Annotated in this window: 19 protein-coding genes; 6 read left to right on the top strand and 13 right to left on the bottom strand. The window is 41.3% G+C overall.

All coding sequences use genetic code 11. The features are described from left to right. Positions 1–49 precede the first annotated feature (49 nt). The 6 genes from DRF63_RS03290 to rplM all read right to left on the bottom strand — a co-directional run bounded on the left by DRF63_RS03290 (position 50) and on the right by rplM (position 4,039). Positions 50–820: a Zn-ribbon-containing protein gene (locus tag DRF63_RS03290; protein WP_005596859.1), complete on the bottom strand. Its 771-nt coding sequence runs from the start codon at positions 818–820 to the stop codon at positions 50–52. After that, entirely contained in the window at positions 801–1,724 is a 924-nt protein-coding gene (locus DRF63_RS03285) for a cation diffusion facilitator family transporter (protein WP_005596858.1), read from the bottom strand. Before DRF63_RS03285 ends, DRF63_RS03290 begins: the two co-directional genes overlap by 20 nt. Before the next feature lie 25 nt (positions 1,725–1,749). After that, positions 1,750–2,295 carry a hypothetical protein gene (locus DRF63_RS03280; protein ID WP_005596856.1) on the bottom strand — a complete coding sequence of 182 codons (546 nt, stop codon included), beginning with the start codon at positions 2,293–2,295 and terminating at the stop codon, positions 1,750–1,752. Next, positions 2,295–3,077, bottom strand: coding sequence for a peroxide stress protein YaaA (gene yaaA / locus DRF63_RS03275; RefSeq protein ID WP_005596854.1), 783 nt, complete (start codon positions 3,075–3,077; stop codon positions 2,295–2,297). Before yaaA ends, DRF63_RS03280 begins: the two co-directional genes overlap by 1 nt. 121 nt (positions 3,078–3,198) lie before the next feature. After that, on the bottom strand, positions 3,199–3,594 hold the full coding sequence (gene rpsI / locus DRF63_RS03270; RefSeq protein WP_005596852.1) for a 30S ribosomal protein S9: 396 nt from the start codon (positions 3,592–3,594) through the stop codon (positions 3,199–3,201). 16 nt (positions 3,595–3,610) lie between these two features. Then, a complete protein-coding gene (rplM, locus tag DRF63_RS03265) occupies positions 3,611–4,039 on the bottom strand; it encodes a 50S ribosomal protein L13 (RefSeq protein ID WP_005596850.1) in 429 nt (142 codons plus the stop codon). Positions 4,040–4,343: 304 nt separating this feature from the next. Between rplM and DRF63_RS03260 the strand changes: the two genes are divergently transcribed. Further along, positions 4,344–4,742, top strand: coding sequence for a Z-ring associated ZapG family protein (locus DRF63_RS03260; RefSeq protein WP_005596846.1), 399 nt, complete (start codon positions 4,344–4,346; stop codon positions 4,740–4,742). Between the two features lie 32 nt (positions 4,743–4,774). On the opposite strand, the gene glnD is transcribed toward DRF63_RS03260, so the two are convergent. The 5 genes from glnD to rlmE all read right to left on the bottom strand — a co-directional run bounded on the left by glnD (position 4,775) and on the right by rlmE (position 12,851). Further along, positions 4,775–7,327, bottom strand: coding sequence for a bifunctional uridylyltransferase/uridylyl-removing protein GlnD (glnD, locus tag DRF63_RS03255; RefSeq protein ID WP_005596845.1), 2,553 nt, complete (start codon positions 7,325–7,327; stop codon positions 4,775–4,777). Positions 7,328–7,433: 106 nt separating this feature from the next. After that, a complete protein-coding gene (locus DRF63_RS03250; RefSeq protein ID WP_005596844.1) occupies positions 7,434–8,651 on the bottom strand; it encodes an aromatic amino acid transport family protein in 1,218 nt (405 codons plus the stop codon). Positions 8,652–8,746: 95 nt separating this feature from the next. Continuing rightward, positions 8,747–9,961: an aromatic amino acid transport family protein gene (locus tag DRF63_RS03245; protein WP_005596842.1), complete on the bottom strand. Its 1,215-nt coding sequence runs from the start codon at positions 9,959–9,961 to the stop codon at positions 8,747–8,749. Between the two features lie 237 nt (positions 9,962–10,198). After that, complete coding sequence (ftsH, locus tag DRF63_RS03240; protein ID WP_043991791.1) at positions 10,199–12,121, bottom strand: ATP-dependent zinc metalloprotease FtsH; 1,923 nt, start codon at positions 12,119–12,121, stop codon at positions 10,199–10,201. Between the two features lie 103 nt (positions 12,122–12,224). Further along, entirely contained in the window at positions 12,225–12,851 is a 627-nt protein-coding gene (gene rlmE, locus DRF63_RS03235; RefSeq protein ID WP_005596838.1) for a 23S rRNA (uridine(2552)-2'-O)-methyltransferase RlmE, read from the bottom strand. A gap of 252 nt (positions 12,852–13,103) precedes the next feature. Here rlmE and guaB point away from each other — a divergent pair, with 252 nt between their 5' ends. The 3 genes from guaB (at position 13,104) to guaA (ending at position 16,557) form a co-directional block, all read left to right on the top strand. Continuing rightward, complete coding sequence (gene guaB / locus DRF63_RS03230; protein ID WP_011848436.1) at positions 13,104–14,567, top strand: IMP dehydrogenase; 1,464 nt, start codon at positions 13,104–13,106, stop codon at positions 14,565–14,567. Positions 14,568–14,656: 89 nt separating this feature from the next. Further along, positions 14,657–14,971, top strand: coding sequence for a hypothetical protein (locus DRF63_RS03225; protein ID WP_005618885.1), 315 nt, complete (start codon positions 14,657–14,659; stop codon positions 14,969–14,971). Positions 14,972–14,985: 14 nt separating this feature from the next. Then, on the top strand, positions 14,986–16,557 hold the full coding sequence (guaA, locus tag DRF63_RS03220; RefSeq protein ID WP_005596834.1) for a glutamine-hydrolyzing GMP synthase: 1,572 nt from the start codon (positions 14,986–14,988) through the stop codon (positions 16,555–16,557). An 81-nt stretch (positions 16,558–16,638) separates the two neighbouring features. Here guaA and DRF63_RS03215 read toward each other — a convergent pair whose 3' ends face one another. Then, positions 16,639–18,297, bottom strand: coding sequence for a phospho-sugar mutase (locus tag DRF63_RS03215; protein ID WP_005596831.1), 1,659 nt, complete (start codon positions 18,295–18,297; stop codon positions 16,639–16,641). A 293-nt stretch (positions 18,298–18,590) separates the two neighbouring features. On the opposite strand from DRF63_RS03215, the gene DRF63_RS03210 reads away from it, so the two are divergent. Further along, complete coding sequence (locus DRF63_RS03210; RefSeq protein ID WP_005596829.1) at positions 18,591–19,211, top strand: DUF1919 domain-containing protein; 621 nt, start codon at positions 18,591–18,593, stop codon at positions 19,209–19,211. A 3-nt stretch (positions 19,212–19,214) separates the two neighbouring features. Then, on the top strand, positions 19,215–19,532 hold the full coding sequence (locus DRF63_RS03205; protein WP_005596827.1) for a CHY zinc finger protein: 318 nt from the start codon (positions 19,215–19,217) through the stop codon (positions 19,530–19,532). 106 nt (positions 19,533–19,638) lie between these two features. Here DRF63_RS03205 and glmU read toward each other — a convergent pair whose 3' ends face one another. Continuing rightward, on the bottom strand, positions 19,639–21,003 hold the full coding sequence (glmU, locus tag DRF63_RS03200; protein WP_005596823.1) for a bifunctional UDP-N-acetylglucosamine diphosphorylase/glucosamine-1-phosphate N-acetyltransferase GlmU: 1,365 nt from the start codon (positions 21,001–21,003) through the stop codon (positions 19,639–19,641). Between the last annotated feature and the right edge of the window lie 216 nt (positions 21,004–21,219).

Raw genomic sequence — 21,219 nt, 5'->3', positions numbered from 1 at the left:
TATCGTTTCAATACAACTTCTTCATTTTATAGATCTAAAAGTTATATCTTTATTGAATTTCCCAACTTAAATTAGAAATTAAACGACATTTATCACACTTAAAATGGAATATTTGATGTAACGGTTGTGCTAATTTCCATTCTCCGCCACATTTAGGGCATTTACGTTGATGTTCTGCGGATAAATCGTTACCTAAACGATATAAATAATAAAAAGTCGGCACCCCATTCATCGCTTCAAGCTGCCGGCAAAGATCTATTCCCGTTTGGGAAAGTTCGCTATCTACTTCGCTGATTTGCGCCAGTGCCTGCTGTTCCAAAGTTTCGCCGTTCATTTGTAGCTGATCGCAGGCTTGCCAATTTTCTTGCCACTTAATCAGCTGCTCGCCAAGCTGTTGCTGTTGTTTGGTGGCTTTGTATAGCGCAATCGCACCGAAATCCTCTCCGTTATACACTGGTGAACAACTATCTAAATGCGTCGTGTAGAGAATTTGGAATGCCGGTTGTTCTTGTTCACTGGTTTGCTCCGCTTGGTAATCTCTACCGACAACTTCAAACGATTCAAACTCTACGCCGTTTTCTTCCGCTTGTAATAATGCCTCATTGACTTCCGCACTATTCCATTCCGACATTAGACTGGTTTGCTCCGGAGTTGAAACTCGTACTTGGAAATGTGCCTGCGGATTTTGATGGTAAGTCACCGCAAATTCACGCCCGATAATTTGCCCGTTAAAACGCCATTGATTAACAATTTGACTAATAAACGTGACAGGATCGCTTTCAAAATTTTGATAACTGAAATTAGCGATAACTTGGTACATAATCTTTTACTTGCCCTAATTTAAGCTCTTGCTGAACAATTGAGGTCGGTTCTTGATGAATAATAATTTCCGAACGCGGAAAAATCGCCAGAATTTTTTGTTCCAACGAATCGGTAATATCATGCGCTTCAATTAAAGTGAGATTATCGGCTAATTCCAAATGAAGTTGGATAAAACGCACGGCTCCCACTTGACGTGTCAGTAAATCATGAATACCGATAATTCGTTCGTGTTTTGCCGCCAATTCGATAATTTGATCAATCTCTTCTTGCGGTAACGCTTTATCCAGCAGCACTTGTACCGCTTCCCAAAACATTTTTAGCGCATTAAGACTGATATACAGTGCAATTCCGATGGCAAAAATCGCATCGGCATACACAAAACCGTATAAATTAAGCAACATTGCCGCTAAAATCGCCGCATTCATTAATAAATCGGTTTGATAATGGAGCGAATCCGCCGCAATCGCCGGACTTTTAGTTAATGCAACCACCCGCTTTTGGTACCAAACTAACCCGGCGGTAAAAACAATCGAAATCAGACTGACAATTATCCCGATTTCAGATCCGTTAATAAAATGCGGATGCATCAATTTATGCACGCCTTGCAGCACTAGAAACACCGCCGAACCGCCGATAAACGCACTTTGCGCAATCGCAGCCAAGGATTCCGCTTTACCATGCCCGAAAGTATGGTTTTCATCCGCCGGCAAAAGCGCAAAACGTAACACTAAAATATTAGTGATCGAGGCTAATAAATCGACAACCGAATCGGTTACCGCCGCTAAAATCGAAATTGAGCCGGTTTTCCACCATGCAAACATTTTGATAACAATTAATACGCAAGCAATGGTAATCGCTAAATTTGCCGCTCGTTTTACTAGTTTTATATATTGCTGTTCCATACACCTCCCTTATACCCTATTCGGTTTATTTACACGTGACTAACCACGGCATTGCCGCAAGTTGCTGTGCCAATTGAAGCAATGAAGCTTGGTAAGCGGTTGAATTTCGTTCTTTTTTTGTCAAAACAGACCGCTTGTCCAAATATTGAATCTGCCCGTAGCCGCATTGCAAATTTCTACCTCGGGAAACCTCAAGCAATACGTCGTTAAACCGTTCTGTCGGCGGATAAATCACTTCGCTACGTAGCTCTTGATTCTCAATGCGAATTTTAGATTGCGTATTATTTTGCTGAGCAAAAGCCGCTTGGCGAAGTTCGACACGTTGCTGTAACGTGTTACCCTGCGAGTTTTGATCTAAAAAGAATAATATTCCCGTATTCCAATGTTCGGGATCTTGTTTTCCATCAGACGGTAAATAAAGTAACTGTCGCATTTCATCGATAAGATTATCCGTTACCTTCACATAGGATTTGCCTTGAAAATCCACTTTTTCAGGCAAATCGAATTGTTTTTGCGTTAAGCCGCAAGCGGTTAAAAACAGTGAAAATCCTGCAAGAAAAAGCCAACGCATTACGCTTGCTCCTCACGTTTAAAGACCAATTCCGTTGCGCCGGAAGCATCTTCATCAAACCAATAGCCGCCGTAATTAAAGGCTTTTAATTGTTCCACGCTAGTCGGCTGCGTTTCTAAAATAAAACGTACCATCATACCGCGCGCTTTTTTCGCATAAAAACTGATTTGCTTAAACTTGCCGTTTTTCTCATCTAAGAATACCGGTTTAATAATGGTTGCCTGTAGTTTTTGTGGCTTCACCGCACCGTAATACTCGTCAGAAGCAAGGTTCACTAAGATATTATCGCCTTGTTCATCCATCGCCGTTTGTAAATGTTGAGTAATAATATCGCCCCAAAACGCATAAAGATCTTTGCCTTTCGGATTAACTAACTTCGTTCCCATTTCTAAGCGGTATGGCTGCATTAAATCCAGCGGTTTGAGTAATCCATATAAGCCAGATAGCATACGTAAATGAACCTGTGCATATTCTACTTGTGCTTGAGTAAGGGTTTCCGCATCCAGCCCGGTATAAACATCGCCTTTAAACGCAAATAAAGCCGCTTTAGAATTTTGTTCGTTATGTTCTAATTGCCATTCGGCAAAACGGGCTACATTCAGACTCGCGAGTTTATCGCTAATAGACATTAAAGAACCTAATTCCGCCGGCGAGAATTGTTTACAGATATCAATCAGTTGTTGGCTATAAGCGGTTAATTTCGGTTGAGAATTTGCAAATGGGAAATTAAGTGCGGGCGTTTCAAAATCTAATGTTTTTGCAGGAGAAATAATGGCTAACATAAAAAATACCTTGGTTAAAAATTTAGCTTATTTTAGCACTTGTCAGACGATAAAAACAGAAAAGGCAGGAATAATCCTGCCTTCTGCTGATAATACTTTCGTATATCGATAATACTCGAAATTAACGTTTTGAGTATTGTGGACGACGACGTGCTTTGTGTAAACCCACTTTTTTACGTTCAACGCGACGTGCGTCACGTGTAACGAAGCCAGCTGCACGTAATGCAGGGCGTAAAGTTTCGTCGTATTCCATTAATGCACGTGTGATACCGTGACGGATCGCACCTGCTTGACCAGAAATACCACCACCTTTAACAGTGATGTATAAATCTAATTTATCTAATAACTCAACTAATTCTAACGGCTGACGAACTACCATGCGTGAAGTTTCACGACCGAAGTAAACGTCTAAAGAACGTTGGTTAATGGTAATGTTACCATTGCCCGGTTTGATAAATACACGAGCTGAAGAGCTTTTGCGGCGACCTGTGCCGTAGTTTTGATTTGCTGCTGTCATTTTCGATGCTCCGTGATTAGATGTCTAAAACTTGTGGTTGTTGTGCAGCGTGGTTGTGTTCGTTACCTGCGTAAACTTTTAATTTACGGAACATTTCACGGCCTAAAGGACCTTTTGGTAACATACCTTTAACTGCGATCTCGATCACTGCTTCCGGACGGCGTGCAATCATTTCTTTGAAGGTTGCATCTTTGATGCCACCTACGTAGCCAGTGTGCCAGTAGTAGATTTTATCGGTTTCTTTTTTGCCAGTTACCGCTACTTTCTCTGCATTGATAACGATGATGTAATCACCTGTATCTACGTGCGGAGTATATTCAGCTTTATGTTTACCGCGTAAACGGCGTGCTAATTCAGTAGCTAAACGACCTAAAGTTTTACCTGTCGCATCTACTACGTACCAGTCACGTTTTACTGTTTCTGGTTTTGCTACAAAAGTTTTCATTAATTAAATACCAATATTTTTAGTTATAACCCAATCCGCTTATCAATAAGCGAATTACCTATATGACGGTAGAATCCGACCCCTTCGAGTCAAAATCTGACCAAACTTGTTCGGCGGGAAAATCCAAACAAAACAGGGTGTGAGGATTATACAGATATTTTATCTAAAAAGCTAAGTTTTTTTGCATTAAATCTGAAAAATGTCGGAAAGCTCAAATTTTCAAAATTTTATCGTCCGAAACGCTTCTATTACTTAAATTAACATGGTACAAAAGGTCAATTTTCACAACCAAGAGGATTCTACTATGGAACAATGGACACCTGATGTATGGCTTGCGATTGGAGCGGCATTTTTTGTCGGCATTGTTGTAGGATGTGCAATTGTTCGAGTACTTAAAGGTAATGTAAAACAGCATATTCAACTTGAAACCGAGCTTAAAGCGACAAAAGAAAAAGTTGAGGAGCAAAAACAACAGCTTGAGCAACATTTCGAACAATCCGCCGCACTGCTTTCAACGCTTGCCGAAGACTATAAAAAACTTTATACGCATTTAGCAAACGGTTCGGAAAAACTGGTGCCGGAAGCAAAACAAGCGGAATTTTTTAAACAACCGCAAATTACGCATAATGTTGAAAATACTAACGGTAATCAACCTCGCGATTATTCCGAAGGTTCGTCCGGTTTGCTTAAAACCCAATCTTAATACTTAAATTAGAGGGCGTTACGCCCTCTACACTACTCCGACAATTCGTCTAACAATGCCGATTTCAATGCTTTCTGAGCCTTATCGTCCAATGCCTGATGTTGTTGTGTCGTGACCACAAAAAAGTCTTCCACTCTTTCGCCAATCGTGGTAATTTTCGCATTGACTAAATTTAAACCCAATTGATTAAACACACTGCTCACCCGAGCTAACAATCCCTCGCGGTCAAGCGTAAACAATTCGAAAGCGGTTCGATTTTGCTGAGAATCCGCTAAAAATCTCACTTTGGTTTGGCGTTTGAACGATTGATGTTTTACCGGCTTGCGTTCCAAGTTACATACTTTCGGCTCACTTGTATTCAATACTTTCTCTAGCGATTGCTTAATTTGCTCGCAACGCATTTCCTCAAGCGGTTTACCGTTTAATTCCGTCACAATAAAACTATCTAAAACCAACCCGTTTTGACTGGTAATAATTTGTGCGTCATGAATACTGACTTTTTTCTGGCTTAATATCTGTGCGATTCGTAAAAAAAGCTGGGCTTGATCCTCGCAATAAATAAAAATTTCGGTTGCGCCTCTGGCATATTCGTTACTTACCAGCACTAATGGCATTATCCGTTGTTTAAGATAAGCTAACGCGTGCCAAACCAATTGTTTCGGTTTATGGCGTAAAAAATAACTGTCCGGACAGACTTGCCAGAATTGCTGCAAGCGGGTTCGTTCATCCGGTTTTAAGGCAAATTTAATCAATTCCAATGCTTGTTGGCGGTTCGTTTCGGCTTCTTTACGGTAATCAAGCGATTTCGTCAGTTGCTGATTGGTAAATTGAAAAAGTTGAGCGAAAAGCGACCGCTTCCAATCGTTCCAAAGCGTTTCGTTAGTCGCACAAATATCGGCGACGGTTAAACACATCAAATCCGATAAAGCGGTCTGATTTTCTACCTTTTCGGCAAAGGCTTTAATCACAAACGGATCATGAATATCGCGGCGTTGTGCGGTAATCGACATAGTTAAATGCTCGCGTACCAACCACACCATTTTCGCAACCTGCATCGGATCAAAACCGTGTTGTAGCGCAAATTGTTCCATATCTAATGCGCCGACTTCTGCATGATCGCCTTCTCGCCCTTTCGCTATATCGTGGAATAATGCGGCTAAATAAAGTAACGGTTTATGCTGACAAGCGGTAAAATATTGGCAACAAAGCGGATGTTGTTCCGTTGTTTCCGCATCTAAAAAACTTTCGATTTTTAGCATCACGCGAATCGTATGCTCATCTACCGTATAGATATGGAACAAATCAAACTGCATTAAGCCGACAATATGTCGCCACTGCGGCAAATAGGCGGTTAATACGCCTAATTGGTGCATAGGTACGATCGCCTTTTTAACTACATTCGGTTGTTCCAATAAACGAATAAAACGTGTTCTTGCTTCAGGTAATTCGCTTAACGGTTGCCCGAGTTTATGTAATGACAAACGCAGATGTCTTAACATCGTTGCACTTGCTTTCGCATCGGGATATTGCGTTAAATAAAAGAATAAATCCAAAATTGATGCCGGCGTGTGAGTAAAGCATCTACGATCTTGGCAATAAATTTCCGATCCTTGTAGATAAAAATATTGATCAAGCGGTTGTTTTTCCAAATTATTTTGCGGTCGTAATACTTGTTGCTCAAAACTGTTCAGTAATAATTGACTTAATTGAGAAATCGTTTGAGTCGCTTGGAAATACGATTTCATCATCGCTTCGACCGGCTGATTTCCTTCGCCTTGATAACCAAGCAACTCGCTCAATTGCAATTGGCGATCAAAGCGTAGGCGATTGTCGTAACGCTTGAGCTGCAGATGTAAGGCAAAACGCATACGGAATAATACCGCTTGCGCGCTATTCAATTCCTTAAACTCTTCCGCAAATAAAATGCCTTTATTCAATAGGCTTTCGAAGGAGTAGGTTCCGAAATGACGTAAAAAGATCCAAGAAACCAAATGCAGATCACGCAGTCCGCCCGGGTTATGTTTGAGATCCGGCTCTAAGTTATAGCTGGTATTATGATAACGGGCGTAACGTTCATTCTTTTCTTCGATTTTAGCTTGAAAAAAAGCTTCTATCGGCCAATAGTCGGCTTGATAAATTTGCTCGACTAATGCCGTCCATAATTTTTTATTACCGGTTAGAAAACGCCCTTCATAAATATTGGTTGCCACCGAAATTTCTTCGCGACCGATATCTAGGGATTCGAAAAGCGTACGAATACTCGCACCGACTTGTAATTTACAATCCCACAATGCATTAAATAATGCGTTAAGTTTTTCCGCGGTTTCCTCATCGACACTCTGTTCCGTTAGCACCAATATATCTACGTCGGAAAGCGGGAACATTTCTCGTCTGCCGTATCCTCCGACCGCGATCAATGCCATATCGCTACGTTTCTCAAAACCGAACTGACGCCACAAGCTAACAAGTAATTCGTCATAAAAATCACTGCGTTGATAAATCAGTTCAAAAGCGTCTTCTTGGGAAAAATCGTGACGTTGTTTCGTATTAAACTCGGCAAGTTGTGACTTAACATCAATATTCATCTGCTATTCCTAACTAAAAATCCTGTAAAGCAATCATCTTTATCATATAAAAAAGCGGTCAGAATTTGCAAAATTTCTGCAATTTCTGACCGCTTGGCATTTATATTTAACCTGCAACTTGCGGCAAGTACCCCAGCTGAATAAGGAACGGAATAATCATAATAATAATGCCGGCAATTAGTGCGACTATCAGCGCAGCTTTGCCGCCAATCACGCGATACGCCAAATTAGGATGTTGCTGGCGCGCTTTCCACGCCAAACCGATTGGCAATAACATGCCGTAGAATGCAAATAATAAACCCGCATAACCTAACGCCGCAATAAATCCGTTCGGATAGAATAATGCAAACAATACCGGCGGAATAAAGGTCGCTAAGGTCAGCCATAAACGATTTGCCGGTAAATTCACACGTTTTAATAAATCACCAACACACTCAAAAATGCCCATTGCCACACCTAAGAATGAGGTAATCAATGCAAGTGCCGAGAATAAACGTACCATTTCGCCTAAAATCGTGCTGCCGGTAATTTGACTGGTTGCTTTAACCAAACCGTTTAAGGTCGGATCCTGTTTTAAAATCTCCACAAATTCCGCTTGCGTTAAAACGCCGTGGGTTGCAAGTTGCCACAATAAATACGCCACTAACGGAATCGCGGTACCGATATAAATCGCAATACGAATTTTACGAATATCCGCATCTAAATAGGTATTGATACTCGCCATAATCACGTGGAAGCCGAACGAAGTAAAGAAAATCGGCACGGCTGAAACAACAAACAGATTATCTAACGGTACAGCGGTTAAATTTTCCAATTTTGCTTTTGGTAGCATCATTAGTAATACAAAGACAAAAGCAACGATTTTCCCGATAAATAATAAACGAGTTAAACCATCAACGCCTTTAATCCCAATCACGACAAACGAACCGAGTAATACGGTAAAGAGTAAAATCCCTACTTGAGTCGTGGTATGCGCATCACCGATTTCAGGTAGTAATCCCGAAAGCAACGAGCCGCCGCCGGTAATATAGGCGGCTAATAAAGCATAAAGCAAAATCAATAAACTTGCGGTTGCCAATACTCGTCCGGTTATGCCGAAATATTGCTCTGCAAGACTCGCTACGCCGACGTCTTGCTTGGGAGCAGTTTGATACACTTCCATAAACAATAAACCGGTATAAGCCAATAACGCCCATAAACAAACCAGTAAAACAACCGTCGCTCCGAATCCCATTCCCGCAGAAGTCAGCGGCATCGCTAACATCCCCGCACCAATCGTAGTGCCGGCAATCATTAACGCACTACCTAAAATTTTATTTTTCATTTCTAATATAACCAATCATTGTGTTTACAATTTAATTTTAACAAGCGGTCGAAATTTGTAAAAAATTAGCAAAATCGGACCGCTTACACTCCCTATTATCCCACTACTTTCGGTAAATAACCCGCTTCAATAATAAATGGAACGTTAATAATAAATATTGCTAATAATAATGCAACTAACAATGCAATATTTCCGCCGAATACTTTGTATTTAGCCTCCGGATATTGTTTACGGAACTTCCAAACCATCGCAATCGGTAAAACTAGCGCATAGAAAGCAAACATTTGCCCTGCATAACCTAATGCAGCAATAAAACCTTCGGGATAGAAAAAGGCAAATAACATCGGCGGAATAAAGGTTAAAAGACCGAGTGAAATTCGAGGCGCGTTAATATGTACTCGCTTAAATAGATCCTCTAAACACTCAAATAAACCCAATGCAACCCCTAAAAATGAGGTGATCAACGCCAATGCCGAGAATAATTTAACCGTACCGCCAATTAACGAACTGCCTGTCATTTGCTGAATCGCTTCCGCTAAACCGTTTAATGTCGGATCTTTCTCAATCAATTGTAAAAATTCGGTTTGATTCAATAAACCGTGTGTTGCAAGCTGCCATAATACATAAGCGACTAACGGAATCGCCGTACCGACTAAAATCGAAATACGTAACGCTTTGACATTACCGTCTAAATATTTATTTAAGCTCGGAATTGAACCGTGGAAGCCGAATGCCGTAAAGAAAACCGGTGTAGCGGAAATCAATAGCGCATTATCAATCGGCATTTCAAGTAAATTATCCACGGAAATATTCGGTAATAATAATGCCAAGACTAAGAAAAACGCACCGATTTTCGTTAAGAAAAGAATACGATTTACCACATCCACACTGGTTGTCCCGATAACCACAAAAGTACCGAACACAAGGGTAAAAATCACACCTGCAATTCTTTTGGTGGTTTCGCTATCGCCGATCGTCGGCATGATACCTGCCAATAACGAGCTTCCTCCGGACACATAAGCGGAAAGAATTGCATACAGGAAAATCACTAACACTGCGGTAGAAACGATTCGACCGAAGTTTCCATAATATTTTTCGGCTAAAGTACCGATACCCGCATCACTTTCGGCATTTTGATAAAGTTCTACGAATAATAACGCACCAAATGACAATAATAACCAAAGTGCGATGAGTAATGCCACCGTCCAGCCGAAACCGATTCCCGCAGAAGTGAGAGGCATCGCCAGCATTCCCGCACCGATTGTCGTCCCCGCCACAATCAATGTGCTGCCAAAAGTTTTATTTTGCATATTCTTATAACCTCTAAGATTGTTATCAGTCGAGGTATTCTACAAGAACAAAAACAAAATGTAACGAAAAAATTTCACTGTAAACATATTATTACACCATTTAGAATCAATGACTTAGTTTCACTTTATCCGTTGTAAGTTTCCAATGAAATTCAACCGCTTGTAAAATCGACAATTTCTTACACAAAAAAGCCGAGAAACTTTCGCTTCTCGGCTTTATTCATTTATGACGAATAATTAAGCATCCGCCTGCTTATCGGCTACCGCATCGGTATGCGGAACATCTTTAGACGGCTGTTCTTCATCACTTTTTGATGTCGTTGCGGAATCGCTTGACGAACTGTCATCACCTTTATCGTTCCAACCCGCCGGTTCACCAACCGGACGACGATTCATTAAATCGTCAATTTGTTTACGATCTAAGGTTTCATATTTTAACAACGCATCTTTCATCGCATGTAAAATATCTATATTGTCTTCTAAGGTTTTCTTCGCTCGCTCATAGTTACGATCAATAAGCTTACGCATTTCTTGGTCAATCAGTTTTTGCGATTCTTCCGATACGCCTTTGATTGCGCCCATACCGTCTTCATTTTGATAGAATAACGGGCCTAACGCTTTCGAGAAGCCCCATTGCGTTACCATCGCACGAGCAATTTGTGTCGCACGGTGAATATCCGAAGACGCACCGGTGGTAATTTTATCTTCACCGAAAATCAGTCCTTCGGCGATTCGTCCCGCAAATAAGGTTGAAAGCTGGCTTTCTAACTTAGTAAAGGTTTCGCTCACACGGTCGCCTTCCGGTAAAAATTGCGCAAAACCAAGCGCTTGACCGCGCGGCACAATCGTCACTTTATTGAGCGGATCGTGTTCCGGCATTAAATAACCGACAATTACGTGACCGGCTTCATGATAAGCGGTATTCATCAATTCTTTTTCCGTCATCGTATTTGAACGACGCTCCGGTCCCATATTGATTTTATCGCGTGCTTGCTCAAAATCGAGCATAGTGACTACGCGCTGATTTTTACGCGCTGCAAATAATGCCGCTTCATTAACCAAGTTTGCCAATTGTGCGCCCGAATAGCCCGGCGTACCGCGTGCGACCACTATCGGATCAACATCCGGTGCAAGCGGTACTTTTTTCATATGTACTTTTAAGATTTGCTCGCGACCTTTTACATTCGGTAAATCGACCGTTACTTGACGGTCGAAACGTCCCGGACGAGTTAAAGCGTCATCAAGCACATCGGCACGGTTAGTCGCAGCAATAATAATCACCCCTTCCGAACCTTCAAAACCGTCCATCTCAACTAACATTTGGTTAAGCGTTTGTTCGCGCTCATCGTGACCGCCGCTGAAACCGGCTCCGCCACGTTTGCGACCTACCGCATCAATTTCATCGATAAAAATGATACAAGGTGCATTTTTCTTCGCTTGTTCGAAAAGATCACGCACACGAGAAGCACCGACACCGACAAACATTTCTACGAAGTCGGAACCCGCCATCGTAAAGAACGGTACGCCCGCTTCTCCGGCAATCGCTTTCGCCAATAATGTTTTACCCGTACCCGGAGGGCCGACCATCAAAATACCTTTTGGAATACGTCCGCCCAATTTTTGGAATTTACTCGGGTCTTTTAAGAAGTCCACCACTTCACCGACTTCTTCTTTGGCTTCATCACAGCCCGCAACATCGGTAAAACGTGTTTTAACTTGCTCTGCCGTCAGCATTTTAGCCTTGCTCTTACCAAAGCTCATTGCGCCTCGACCGCCTCCGCCTTGCATCTGGCGCATATAAAACAGCCAGAAGCCGATCAGCATTATCATCGGGAACCACGAGATTAAGATTTGAGATAACAAACCGCGACGTTCTTCCGGCTGACCGGTCACGGTAGCGTTTGTTTTCGCCAAATCCGCTAATAAGTATTCGTCATACATCGGCATTACGGTTTGGTATTGCGTACCGTCGTTTTTAGTCACGGAAATGGTTTCATCGTTACGTTTGAAATCCACTTCTTTGAGGTTATTCGATTTAATATCGTTCAAGAAAGTTGAATAAGCAACCGTATTGTTGTTACCAAAGTTTGAATTAAACCCTTCAAAAGCAGTCATCAACACGATAGCGACCACTACCCAAAGGACTATATTTTTAACCATATCGTTCAAGGTTAATTTCCTCTTTTAGAATAAAAAATTCGTTATCTTCATTTTAACAAGCGGTCGGATTTTACAAAATTTCTGCAAAATTTGACCGCTTATCTCAACCTTTATATCCCGTTGCGACAATGTAAACTTCTCTTGAACGATCTCGAGAAGCCTCCGGTTTACGTACTTTCACCGTCGTAAACATTGCGCGAATATCTCTTAAATAATCGTCAAAGCCTTCACCTTGGAATACTTTGACGACAAAACTGCCTTTAGGTGCAAGCACTTGACGGCACATATCCAAAGCCAGTTCAACTAAGTACATTGCTCGCGGAATATCGACCGACGGCATACCGCTGAAATTCGGCGCCATATCCGACATTACCACATCCACCATATCATCACCGACACGCTCTAACAGCGCATTCAGTACCGATTCTTCTCGGAAATCGCCTTGTAAAAAGTCCACACCGACAATCGGATTCATGTCCAAAATATCGCAAGCAATAATACGACCTTTACTGCCGATTTGTGTTACCGCATATTGAGACCAACCGCCCGGTGCCGCACCTAAATCCACTACGGTCATGCCCGGTTTGAACAAACGGTCGGTTTGTTGAATTTCATCCAATTTAAAATAAGCGCGCGAACGCAACTTTTGTTTGTGTGCTTTCTGTACGAACTGGTCTTTAAAATGCTCCGCCAACCAGCGAGAGGAACTGGCACTTCTTTTTCTGCCCATTCTCTAATAATCTCTTCTCTATCTACCTAAAAAATATAGTTTACCATAATAAGGGCAATTTAACTCAATTCAAGAGAGAAAAGCTATCGGAAAGTTAAATTTTTGTAATAAACAAAAATATTCATCAAAATTTCAGCAAAAAGCAATCGTTTGCCAAAATTCAAATTTACAAAAAAAGGAAACCTCTGTATAATCCGCTCGCAATTTTTCCCATACCTATTTTTTTATTTGAATCTCAAAGGAACTATTGCAATGCTACGTATCAAACAAGAAGCCCTCACATTCGATGATGTTCTTCTAGTCCCTGCACACTCTACCGTGCTTCCGAATACCGCAGATCTTTCAACTCAACTTACTAAAGATATTCGTCTTAATATCCCGATGCTTTCGGCGGCGATGGATACCGTTACCGAAACGAAATTAGCCATTTCTTTAGCACAAGAAGGCGGTATCGGTTTTATCCATAAAAATATGTCGATCGAACGCCAAGCGGATCGTGTGCGTAAAGTGAAGAAATTCGAAAGCGGTATCGTTTCCGAGCCGGTAACGGTTTCTCCGGATCTTACGCTTGCCGAGCTTGCGGAATTAGTTAAGAAAAACGGTTTTGCCGGCTATCCGGTAGTGGACAGTGAAAATAATCTGATTGGTATTATTACCGGACGTGATACACGTTTTGTAAGAGATTTAACTAAAACGGTTGCTAAAGTAATGACGCCTAAAGAACGTTTAGTCACGGTAAAAGAAAGTGCTAATCGTGAAGAAATCCTTGAATTAATGCATCAACATCGCGTTGAAAAAGTATTAATGGTTGATGATAACTTCAAACTAAAAGGTATGATCACCGTTAAAGACTTCCAAAAAGCGGAACAAAAACCGAATGCGTGTAAAGATGAATTCGGTCGTTTACGTGTCGGCGCAGCGGTTGGTGCAGGTCCGGGTAATGAAGAACGTATTGATGCGTTAGTAAAAGCAGGAGTGGACGTGTTATTAATCGACTCTTCGCACGGTCATTCTGAAGGCGTATTACAACGTGTCCGTGAAACCCGTGCAAAATATCCTAATTTACCGATTGTTGCCGGTAATATCGCAACTGCCGAAGGTGCAATCGCATTAGCGGATGCCGGTGCAAGCGCGGTAAAAGTCGGTATCGGTCCGGGTTCGATCTGTACTACTCGTATCGTGACCGGCGTAGGTGTACCGCAAATTACTGCAATTGCAGAAGCGGCGGCGGCATTAGAAGGTCGTGGTATTCCGGTTATTGCTGACGGTGGTATCCGCTACTCCGGCGATATTTCAAAAGCAATCGCAGCGGGCGCAAGCTGTGTGATGGTAGGTTCTATGTTTGCCGGTACCGAAGAAGCACCGGGTGAAATCGAACTTTACCAAGGTCGTGCATTTAAATCTTACCGTGGTATGGGTTCATTAGGTGCAATGAGCAAAGGTTCTTCAGATCGTTATTTCCAATCGGACAACGCGGCAGATAAATTAGTACCGGAAGGTATCGAAGGCCGTATCCCTTACAAAGGTTTCTTAAAAGAAATCATCCACCAACAAATGGGGGGATTACGTTCTTGTATGGGCTTAACCGGCTCGGCAACCATTGAAGATCTAAGAACTAAAGCACAATTTGTACGTATTAGCGGTGCAGGTATCAAAGAAAGCCACGTTCACGATGTAACGATTACTAAAGAAGCACCTAACTATCGTATGGGTTAATCTTGACAAGCGGTCGGATTTTGCCAATTTTTTGCAAAATTTGACCGCTTGATTATTCCTTAAATAATTTAGGTCTGAGAGTATATAAAATGAAAAAGTTATCTACATTAGTAACATTATTACTATCGGGTTGTGCTATTTTCGGTCCATCATATTCAGGAAATACTACTGCGGATTATTTTCTTAAATTTGATACTGAAATGATGATAAATACTTTTTTCAGAGCTGATCATAATTGTATCCCTGGCTCTATTTATACTGAAATTATTGAGATCCCTAAGCAAGGGAATGCACACGAAATTTGGACTGCAACAGGTTGTAATCATACCGAAAAATTTGATATTTATTATATTGCTGATCCCAAAGGTGGAACTTACCTTTCAATAAAACCAATTAAACAATAAAACAGAGAAACAAAATGACCAACATTCACAATCATAAAATTTTAATTTTGGACTTCGGTTCACAATACACGCAATTAATCGCACGTCGTGTGCGTGAGATTGGGGTTTATTGCGAGCTTTGGGCGTGGGATGTCACCGAAGAACAAATCCGTGAATTTAACCCGACCGGGATCATTCTTTCAGGTGGTCCTGAAAGTACCACTGAAGAAAACAGCCCTCGTGCGCCGGAGTATGTATTTAACGCAGGCGTGCCAGTACTTGGTATTTGCTATGGTATGCAAACCATGGCGATGCAATTAGGCGGTTTAACTGAAACTTCTGATCATCGTGAATTCGGTTATGCTTCCGTTGATTTACAAGCGACCGATGCGTTATTTGCAAAATTAAACGATAATTTGACCGCTTCCGAGCCGAAATTAGACGTTTGGATGAGCCACGGCGATAAAGTAACTCGTTTACCGCAAGGTTTCCAAGTAACAGGTATAACGCCAACTTGCCCGATTGCAGCAATGTCAGACGAAAGCCGTCGTTTCTATGGTGTGCAATTCCACCCGGAAGTAACTCATACGAAAAGCGGTTTAGAGTTATTAACTAACTTCGTAGTAGGCATTTGTGGTTGCGAATGTAAATGGACGGCAGAAAATATTATCGAAGACGCTGTCGCTCGTATTAAAGAGCAAGTAGGCGATGACGAAGTCATTTTAGGTTTATCAGGCGGCGTGGATTCATCAGTAACCGCACTTCTTCTACATCGTGCAATCGGCAAAAACTTACACTGCGTATTCGTGGATAACGGTTTACTTCGTTTAAACGAAGGCGATCAAGTGATGGAAATGTTCGGCGATAAATTCGGTTTAAATATCATTCGTGTAAATGCCGAAGACCGTTTCTTAGATGCGTTAAAAGGTATTGATGAACCGGAAGCAAAACGTAAAACCATCGGTAAAGTGTTTGTCGATGTATTCGATGATGAGTCGAAAAAACTGACCTCAGTAAAATGGTTGGCACAAGGCACAATCTACCCTGACGTTATCGAATCTGCTGCGAGCAAAACCGGTAAAGCGCACGTGATTAAATCTCACCATAACGTAGGCGGCTTACCGGATTATATGAAACTCGGTTTAGTGGAACCGTTACGTGAATTATTCAAAGATGAAGTACGTAAAATTGGTTTAGCACTTGGTTTACCGGCAGAAATGTTAAATCGCCACCCATTCCCGGGTCCGGGTTTAGGTGTGCGTGTATTAGGTGAAATCAAGAAAGAATACTGCGATTTACTGCGTAAAGCGGATGCAATCTTTATCGAAGAGCTCTACAAAGCGGATTGGTATTACAAAGTAAGCCAAGCGTTTACCGTATTCCTTCCGGTAAAATCGGTGGGTGTAATGGGTGACGGTCGTAAATACGACTGGGTTGTTTCACTCCGTGCGGTAGAAACTATCGACTTTATGACCGCACATTGGGCGCATTTACCATACGATTTACTCGGTAAAATCTCAAACCGTATTATCAATGAAGTAAACGGCATTTCTCGCGTGGTATATGACGTTTCAGGTAAACCGCCTGCAACGATTGAATGGGAATAAAAAATCCGCTTTTCAGTTAATTTCAATTCATTTCAAAAATAGCTCAAAGCCCTGTAAACACAGGGCTTTTCTTTATGCTAATTAGCAATCTTGTTTGCCGTATTGCTCTTGGCGTAGCAATTCACGTACGCTTTCGTCAAATTGGCTTAATACTTTATCTGCATCCGCTGCATCTTTACCTTTCGCATCTAAGTAGAACTTAATTTTCGGTTCCGTACCGGACGGACGAGTGATTAAACGGCTGCCGTTTTCTAATACGAATACCAAAATATCGCTTTGGCGATCCGTTTTCGTATGGTCAATTAATTGAGCTACGTTGAAACCGCCGATTGCACTCGGCGGGTTGTTGCGTAACGCCGTCATTAATTTACCGATTTCAGATAAATCGCTAACACGAATTGAAATTTGACCGCTTACATAAGCACCGAATTCATTATTGAAATCGGTGATTGCGTCTTGCAACGTTTTACCTTGTGCTTTTAAGTTACGGATAAAATCTAAGAACACAATAGCCGCTGAAATACCGTCTTTATCACGTACTTTATCAGGGTCAACCAAATAGCCTAACGCTTCTTCAAAACCGAATAATAAGCCGTTTACTTTACCGATATATTTAAAGCCGGTTAAAGTTTCTTCCGATTGTAAACCGTATTTTTTCGCAATTTCAGCCAATGCCGGCGAAGACACTAATGAACAAGCTAATACGCCTTGTTTACCTTGTGCGTGATACTGTTTAGCTAAATACCAACCTAATAAACAGCCAACAACGTTACCGTGTAAACCTTTCCAGTTACCTTGTGCATCCGGCATAGCTACCGCTAAACGGTCTGCATCCGGGTCGTTTGCAATGATAAATTCCGCATTCTTCTCTTTCGCTAATTTAATTGCTAAGTCTAATGCACCTTTTTCTTCCGGATTCGGGAAATTCACGGTTGGGAAAGAACCGTCCGGTTGAATTTGTTCTGCCACTAAATGCGGTTGCGGTAAGCCGGCTTTTTCTAACGTTTTGCTTAACACTTCATAACCGACACCATGCATTGCGGTATAAACATAGTTAATCTCTGCTGCCTGCTCTTTCGCTAATGCAGCTGTTTTTTCGATATATGCTTCTACGATTTCATCATCTAATACGGTAAAGTCTTGGCTACGTGGTAGATCCGCAATATTACCTGCCGCCACTTTATCAATTAATGCCGCAATATCTTTATCCGCTGGCGAAACGATTTGACCGCCGCCGTTTGCTTTACCTAAATACACTTTATAACCGTTATCTTCCGGTGGGTTGTGGCTTGCGGTTACCATAACGCCTGCTGTAGTATCAAAATATTTAATTGCATATGCAAGTACAGGCGTTGGCAATTTACGAGGTAATAAGTAAGCTTTGATACCTGCACCCGCCATAATTTCCGCGGTGTCACGTGCAAACACGTCCGAGTTTTTACGACCGTCATAACCAATAACGATTGAAGGTTCTTTATCATAGCCTTTCAAGTAATCCGCTAAACCGCCGGCAGCTTGAGCCACTAATACTCGGTTCATCCCCATAGAACCTGCTTGTAAGCGACCACGTAAACCAGCCGTGCCGAATTGTAAACGACCGTCAAAACGAGCGGTCAATTCCGCTAAGGCTTTTTCATCGCCTGCTTGCGCTGCTTCGATAAGTCGAACTAATTCGGCACGAGTTTCTTGATCCGGATCTTGTGCCAACCAGTTTTGTGCGATAGTAAAAATTGTACTCATAGCAATTCCTTATACTAAAAAATAAATGATAAAACATATATAGCCTAGCGGAAAATAACATAAATAAAAATGATTTCTTTCATCTTTTTAGTAAGTTTGTGATCTGTTTCTCAAATAACCGTCAAGCAAACGGTTGCGAGCTATCTAAATGAAAAATAAGCCTTTTTCCTATTCACTAGATTTTATACAATTATATAAAACATAAGAATTTAATCACGAATAAAATGTCATATTTTCCCGACAGCTAAATTTCTATAAAATATAAAATCTATTTGCTAACTTGAGAGCCGTCTATGTTAAAACTCGCTAAAAAGGCATTAAATAAGTTTCTACGTAAAACGATTAATCGCCGAAACCGCCAACAATTACAAAATCACACGATGTCCGTACTATCGATTAACTGTAACGGCGCATTTATTTTGCACGATTTGAACGAACAATTTCGTTCTCCGTTTGTGAATTTATATCTCTCTCCGACCGACTTTTTGAAATACTTAAAAAATATGCCGCACTATATGCAGGCTGAACTGACCTTTATCGCCTCTGAAAAGAACTATCCGGTCGGGAAATTGGATGATCTCACCATTCATTTTATGCACTATAATTCCGAGCAAGAAGCGGCAAGTAAATGGGCGGAACGTAGCAAACGCATTAATTTGGATAACCTGTTTGTGATGATGACCGATCGTGACGGCTGTACTTACCAAGATTTGCAAGAATTCGACCGCTTGCCGTTCGCAAATAAAGTGGTCTTTACCCATAAGCCTTATCCGGAATCAAAATCGGCTTTTTATATCGAAGGATTTGAAAATCAAACGCAAGTCGGCGATTTATTCGAGTTTTCCGGCTGGGACGGTAAGAAATATTATGACCAATTGGATTATGTGAATTGGTTTAACGGGAAAGGTTTCTAGCGTATGTTTAAGGTTTACGGTTTAACGGTAGATGATCAAACACGCTGTCAGCATTATCATTCGGTACTGGATATTATCGCCATTAAATTCAAATGTTGTAATAAATTTTACCCCTGCTATCAATGTCATCAAGCCTGTGAAACACACGATATTGAACGCTGGCAAGCAACTGAATTTGATAAGCACGCAATTTTATGCGGTAATTGCCGACAAACTTTAACCATTCGGCAATATATGCAGGTTACGCATTGCCCTTACTGCCAAGCACAATTTAATAGCGGCTGTCAGAAACACTATTCGATCTATTTTGAGGTAGAATAAAAATAGATTGAAATCCATATAAATATCAAAAAAGCAAGCGGTCGTTTTTGCAAAAAAATCTGCGAAAACGACCGCTTGTTAATTTTTATATTTTGAGGTTAATCCGCTATTTTTTCTTTGTCGGACGCTGCCAGCCTTGAATATGACGTTGTGGTACACGGCTAATCACCAACTCGTTTTCCGCCACATCTTTAGTTACGGTTGCACCCGCACCGATTGTTGCACCGTCTGCGATAGTCACCGGTGCGACTAATTGGCTGTCCGAGCCGACAAACACATTGTTACCGATAATCGTTTTGAATTTGTTTGCACCGTCATAGTTGCAAGTAATTACACCCGCACCGATATTACAATTGCTCCCCACTTCCGCATCACCGACATAAGTTAAGTGGTTTACTTTTGATCCTTTACCGACTTGTGCGTTTTTAATCTCAACGAAGTTACCGACATGAGTTTCTTCCGCAAGATTTGCCCCCGGACGTAAACGAGAGAACGGACCGATTTGTGCCGCTTTACCCACTACCGCATCTTCAATCACAGAATACGGTTTAATTTCTACATCATCGCCGATTTCGCAGTTTTTAAGTACACAACCTGCACAGATACGAACACGATTACCCAGTTTTACTTTACCTTCGATAATGACGTTTACATCAATTTCAACATCTTTACCGTGAGTTAAGCTACCACGAATATCAAAACGAGCCGGATCAATTAAACGCACGCCGGCTAACAGTAATTTTTCCGCTTGCGTTTTTTGGTAGAAACGCTCTAATGCGGCAAGTTGTAAACGGTTATTCGCCCCTTCAACTTCCATAAACTCACTCGCTTGTACCGCTTGAACTTTATAGCCGTCTTGATTTGCCATAGCGATTACATCGGTAATATAGTATTCGCCCTGTGCATTATTGTTATTCAAATTAGCCAGCCATTTTTTGAAACTGGCACCGCTCGCTACCATTACGCCGGTATTCACTTCACGAATTTTCAATTGTTCTGCATTCGCATCTTTTTGTTCTACAATTGCAACCACCGAGCCGTTTTCACGAATAATGCGTCCATAACCGGTCGGGTTTTCCAATTCTACGGTTAATAATGCGATACCGTTTGCCGGTTTTGCCGCAATCAAACGCTCTAAGGTTTCTTTGGTAATTAACGGCGCATCACCGTAAAGCATTAAGATATTTTCATCGTCTGCAAAGAACGGCGCAGCCTGTTGCATTGCATGCCCCGTGCCTAACTGCTCCGCTTGTAATACCCAGTTTACCGGCTCAGAACTTAAGCGTTGTTGTAATAATTCGCCACCGTGGCCATAAATTAAATGGATTTGTTTGGCATCGATCTGCTTTGCCGTATCGATAACATGTTGAACCATCGGCTTACCTGCAACGGTGTGAAGCACTTTGGGTAAATCAGAATACATACGAGTACCTTTACCCGCCGCTAAAATTACTACGCTTAGTTGAGTCATTGTGTAATCCCTTAATGAATTAAATAAATACTATAATATTGTAATAGAAAAACGCCATAAACAGAATGAACTACATATTGCTAAAATACATTTTCTTCATGTTTATTAATTTTTGATATAAATTCGTTCGATTAGTTCTGGAACTTCTGCGATTTTATTGATTAAAAGATATAAAAAAGCTCCGACGTATTGACGGAGCTTTTCAACCATTTAATC

Origin of the sequence: Actinobacillus pleuropneumoniae (assembly GCF_003290385.1) — a bacterium.
GTDB classification, from domain to species: domain Bacteria; phylum Pseudomonadota; class Gammaproteobacteria; order Enterobacterales; family Pasteurellaceae; genus Actinobacillus; species Actinobacillus lignieresii.
Note: the sequence above shows the minus strand (reverse complement) of the source record. Positions and strands in the feature narration are given on the sequence as shown.